This is a genomic window from Nocardia sp. CC201C (assembly GCF_030010695.1).
In the GTDB taxonomy this organism is placed as follows: Bacteria; Actinomycetota; Actinomycetes; order Mycobacteriales; family Mycobacteriaceae; genus Nocardia; species Nocardia otitidiscaviarum.
In genome coordinates, this window is record NZ_JASCXP010000502.1 from 1 (window position 1) to 4,630 (window position 4,630).

Below are 4,630 nucleotides of genomic sequence, written 5' to 3' on the forward strand. Positions count from 1 at the left end.
ACTTATGTCCGATTGCTACTGCGGTGCAGCGTGATCCGACTGTCACATTCACGCCGATCGGGCCGGCGTCGCGGCCTCGGCGAGCTGTGCGCCCACCGCCCGTAGCGCCTCCAGATCGGCGACCTCGAACGGCAGCGCCGTGACGGTCGCGATCGGCACCCGCGGATGTGCGCCCGTGAACCGGTGCAGCAGGTGCTGCTCACGCCGGGCTGTCTCGGCGCGGTGCGCGTGAATGCGCAGTACGGCGGCGGTCAGCGTGGCCGCCGTCGCCTCGGCGTTCTCGGTGCCGTCGGCCGGGGCCAGCCGGCCGGCGGCCACCAGCGCCTCCTGCGCGGACAGCGAACTCAGCACCGGGTGGGTGCGATTGAGCACCAGCCCGGCCAGCGGCATCTTGTCCGTGGAGAGCCGATCCACGAAGAACGACGCCTCCCGCAGCGCGTCCGGTTCGGCCGCCGCCACCACCACGAAGTGGGTGCCCGGCCGCGACAGCATGGCGTAGGTGCGGTCCGCGCGATCCTGGAAGCCGCCGAACATGGACTCCAGCGACTGCAGGAACAGCGAGGCGTCCTTGAGCAGCTGCCCGCCCACGATGGTGGACACACCGCGCAGCGCCAGGCTCATGGCCCCGGTCACCAGGCGGCCCACGCCGCGACCCGGCATCATGATCACGCGAATCATGCGGCCGTTGAGGAAGTTCCCGAGCCGCTTGGGCGCGTCCAGGAAATCCAGCGCATTGCGCGAGGGCGGGGTGTCGACCACGATCAGGTCCCATTCGCGCTTGGCGGCGAGCTGGCCCAGCTTCTCCATGGCCATGTACTCCTGCGTTCCGCCGAAGGACGAGGCCACCGTCTGGTAGATCGGGTTGGCGAAGACCTGCTCGGCCTTCTCCGGACTGGTGTGCTCGAGCACCATCTCGTCGAAGGTGCGGCGCATATTCAGCATCATGGCGTACAGCTCGCCCTTGGCGTCGGGGCCCAGTTGCACCCGCTGCGGGGTATTGCCCAGGTCCGACACGCCCAGCGACTGCGCCAGCCGCCGCGCCGGGTCGATGGTCAGCACCACCACGCGACGGCCCTCCTCCGCGGCCCGCAGTGCGATGGCGGCGGCCGTGGTGGTCTTGCCCACGCCGCCGGACCCGCAGCACACGATGATGCGCGCGGCCGGATCCTTGATGATCGTCGAGAAGTCCAGCGGGACCGCACTTGCCGGAAGAATCATGTCAGCGAACCCCCTGGGCGCTCAGATATTCGGCCAGCTCGTAGAGCCCGCCCAGATCCATGCCGTCGGCCAGCGACGGCAGGTACAGCCGGGAGATGTCCACCGCGGCGAGATCCGCCGCGCTCTCGTCCTGCGCCTGCAACCGCGCCGAATGTTCCACGGCCTCGGTGACCAGGCCCTGGAAATCCTGCTCCGACAGCGTGATTCCGGCCTCGGCCAGACCGGACTTCAGGGCCTCGGCGTCGAGATCGCCGCGGGCCACCTCGGCCCGCACGCCGCGCGGCAGGTAGCCCTCGCTCGCCCGGTTCACGATCACCGTCCCGATATTCAGGTCGTTCGCGGTCAATTCGGCGACCGCGTCGGCGGTTTCCTGCACCGGCAGCGCCTCCAGCAGCGTGACCAGGTGGATCATCGTCTGCTCGGAATGCAGCAGCTTGGACACGCCATCGGCCTGCGCGGCGATCGGCCCGCCCTTGGCGATCTCCGCCATGGCCTGGGTGACGTCCAGGAAGCTGGCGATGCGGCCGGTCGGCGGGGCGTCGATGACGATCTCGTCATAGGCCGGTGTGCCCGACTTGTCGACGCGCACCGCGCATTCCTTGATCTTGCCGGTGAGGATCACGTCCCGCAGCCCCGGCGCGATGGTGGTGACGAACTCGATGGCGCCCACCCGGCGCATGGCGCGGCCGGCGAAACCCAGGTTGTAGAACATGTCCAGGTATTCCAGGAACGCATGCTCGACATCCAGGGCCAGCGCCACCACCTCGCCGCCGCCGTCCGCGGTGGCGATGCGGGTCTCGGTGGGCGGCAGCGGTGGTACGTCGAAGAGTTGGGCGATGGACTGCCGACCCTCCACCTCCACCAGCAGCACCCGACGACCGCCGGCCGCCAGTGCGAGCGCCAATGCCGCCGCGACCGTCGACTTCCCGGTCCCCCCTTTCCCCGAGACATAGTGCAGGCGGGCCTTCTCGGCCCGCTGCGGCCATCCTGTTTGGACCCCTGGCTCCGCCGAAACGGGCACTGCGATCGGTACTCCCACGTTCGCGAGCCTATAACTCGTTCCTTATTCCTGCCCAGAGGATGACGAGGACTGTCTGGTACACCACGTTTCGACGGGCCGATTCCCGATCCGTTCGGCGCGGCCGGGAGGGGCCGGGGATGCCTTGCGCGGCACCCGAGCTCTACGCTCACCCCATGAGTGATGTGACCGCGTGGGAATACGCGACCGTGCCGCTGCTGACGCATGCGACCAAGGCGATCCTCGACCAGTGGGGCGCCGACGGTTGGGAACTCGTCACCGTGCTGCCCGGACCGACCGGTGAGCAGCACGTGGCCTACCTGAAGCGGCCCAAGAACTGATGAGCGCCGCAGCGGCCACCAACTGGGCCGAGAACCTGGAGAAGCTGGGGCTCACCCTGCCCCCGGTCGCGGCACCCGTCGCGGCGTACATCCCCGCCACCCGCAGCGGCATCCACGTCTACACCTCCGGGCAGCTGCCCTTCCGCGACGGTGAACTCACCGCCGTCGGCAAGGTCGGCGCCGAGGTGAGCATCGAGCAGGCCAAGGAGGCGGCCAAGTACTGCGCGCTCAACGCGCTGGCCGCCGTGCACGGCCTGGTCGGGCTCGACAACGTGGTGCGGATCGTGAAGGTCGTCGGATTCGTCGCCTCCGCACCGGGATTCACCGACCAGCCGGTGGTCATCAACGGCGCGTCGGAACTGCTCGGCGAGGTCTTCGGCGAGGCGGGCGTGCACGCGCGCTCCGCGGTCGGCGTCTTCGAACTGCCGAAGAACACCCCTGTCGAGGTCGAACTGATCGCCGAGGTGCGCTCTGTTTGATTTGCCCTCCGCTGCGCTCCGGGCGGGTTCGCGGCGCTGAAGGTCTCGGTTCTTCCCTCCTCCGCTTCGCTCCCCCGCTCCGTCAGTCCAGAACCGAGACGCGCCGCGAACCAACGGGGCGTGACGCAGGGGGCGGGGGTGTAGGAAGGCGGGTCTGGTGTGTGGCGGCTCGATCCGGTAAGGACGGGGATATGACCCTCAACCATCCCGCGTACGAGCGGGTGCGACAGGTGACGCCGAGCGCCGCGGTGCTGCTGGCGGACAATCCCGGCCAGATGACGCTGGAGGGCACCAACACCTGGCTGCTGCGGGCGCCGCGGGCGTCGGGGTGGGTGGTGGTGGATCCTGGTCCCAAGGACCGGGCGCACTCCGAGGCCATCGCGCGCGCCACCGACGGGGATATCGCGCTCACCCTCATCACCCATCACCACCACGACCACACCGGGGGCATCGACCGGCTGGTCCGGCTCACCGGAACGCCCGTGCGGGCGGTGGACTCGGGCTTCCTGCACGGCGGCGGCACCGAACTGGTGGACGGCGAGGTCATCGAGGCGGCGGGCGTCCGGCTGACCGCCGTGGCGACCCCGGGGCACACCGCCGACTCGGTGAGTCTGCTGTTGGACGGCCCCGACGACGCCGCGGTGCTGACCGGCGACACCGTGCTCGGTAGCGGCACCACGGTGCTGGAATCCCGTGACGACGCACTCGCCGACTACCTGGACTCTCTGCGCCGCTTGGCCGAGATCGCCCCCGGCCGAACACTGCTCCCCGCCCACGGACCCGACCATCTCGACGCCGAACCCGTGATCGCCTACTACCTGAAGCACCGCGAGGAACGTCTCCAACAGGTCCGTGACGCATTGGAGAAGCTCGGCCCCGAGGCCAAGCCGCTCCAGATCGTCGCGCACGTCTACGCGGATGTGGACAAGCGGCTCTGGCCCGCGGCCCGCAGCTCGGTGCAGGCGCAGCTCGCCTATATCCGCTCACACGGGTAGTCGCGCGAGTAGGCCGGGCCGCCACTCCCGGTGACGGCCCGGCCTGTCGCGGCGTCCGATTCACCCCGCCGCGACGGCGACGCGGGTGCGGTGGGTGAGACGGCGGGTTCGCAGCAGACCGCCGAGGTAGGCGGCCGGGAGACCGGTGGCGGCCACGGCCAGGGCGTACCAGTGCGGGCCGATATTCATGTTCCAAGTGGCGATGGCGGCGCCGAACCCGCCGACGGTGCCGAGGGCACCCAGAACCAGTGCGTGCCGCATGGGATGGGCGGGGGCGAGGCCAGCGGCCACGTAGGCGCCGAGTACGGCGAAGCCGGTGCGGTACAGGATCACGGACAGCACGACCGGGACCGGTGCATATAGATGGCCGCTGGGCAGGTATCCGCTGGATTCCAGGACCAGGTCGGTGGCGCTGGACGCGGTGGCGGCGACGGCGAATCCGGCGACGATGGCGCCGGTGCTCTTCAGGATGTTCATGATGGCTCCTCGAGGCTCGAGCTGGTTTCCCCTATGGGGGTTCTCGCCTCTTGGTCGGAGCCGATCACGCGGTCTCGACACACTTCGTCGACACCGTCGAGA

6 protein-coding genes are annotated in these 4,630 nt (G+C 69.6%); 3 read left to right on the forward strand and 3 right to left on the reverse strand.

From position 1 onward, the window contains the following. Nucleotides 1–48: 48 nt before the first annotated feature. Together QK444_RS32710 and QK444_RS32715 are read right to left on the reverse strand one after the other, a co-directional pair. A complete protein-coding gene (locus QK444_RS32710; RefSeq protein ID WP_282785919.1) occupies nucleotides 49–1,218 on the reverse strand; it encodes an ArsA family ATPase in 1,170 nt (389 codons plus the stop codon). Nucleotide 1,219: 1 nt separating this feature from the next. Further along, nucleotides 1,220–2,239: an ArsA-related P-loop ATPase gene (locus tag QK444_RS32715; protein ID WP_282785923.1), complete on the reverse strand. Its 1,020-nt coding sequence runs from the start codon at nucleotides 2,237–2,239 to the stop codon at nucleotides 1,220–1,222. A gap of 173 nt (nucleotides 2,240–2,412) precedes the next feature. Between QK444_RS32715 and QK444_RS32720 the strand changes: the two genes are divergently transcribed. The 3 genes from QK444_RS32720 to QK444_RS32730 all read left to right on the forward strand — a co-directional run bounded on the left by QK444_RS32720 (nucleotide 2,413) and on the right by QK444_RS32730 (nucleotide 4,051). After that, nucleotides 2,413–2,577, forward strand: coding sequence for a DUF4177 domain-containing protein (locus tag QK444_RS32720; RefSeq protein WP_085996322.1), 165 nt, complete (start codon nucleotides 2,413–2,415; stop codon nucleotides 2,575–2,577). After that, nucleotides 2,577–3,056, forward strand: a complete 480-nt coding sequence (locus QK444_RS32725; protein ID WP_282785920.1) for a RidA family protein — start codon at nucleotides 2,577–2,579, stop codon at nucleotides 3,054–3,056. The genes QK444_RS32720 and QK444_RS32725 overlap by 1 nt, the downstream gene beginning before the upstream one ends. Nucleotides 3,057–3,247: 191 nt before the next feature. Continuing rightward, nucleotides 3,248–4,051: an MBL fold metallo-hydrolase gene (locus QK444_RS32730; protein ID WP_282785921.1), complete on the forward strand. Its 804-nt coding sequence runs from the start codon at nucleotides 3,248–3,250 to the stop codon at nucleotides 4,049–4,051. A gap of 60 nt (nucleotides 4,052–4,111) precedes the next feature. Here QK444_RS32730 and QK444_RS32735 read toward each other — a convergent pair whose 3' ends face one another. After that, nucleotides 4,112–4,528: a hypothetical protein gene (locus tag QK444_RS32735; protein ID WP_282785922.1), complete on the reverse strand. Its 417-nt coding sequence runs from the start codon at nucleotides 4,526–4,528 to the stop codon at nucleotides 4,112–4,114. Between the last annotated feature and the right edge of the window lie 102 nt (nucleotides 4,529–4,630).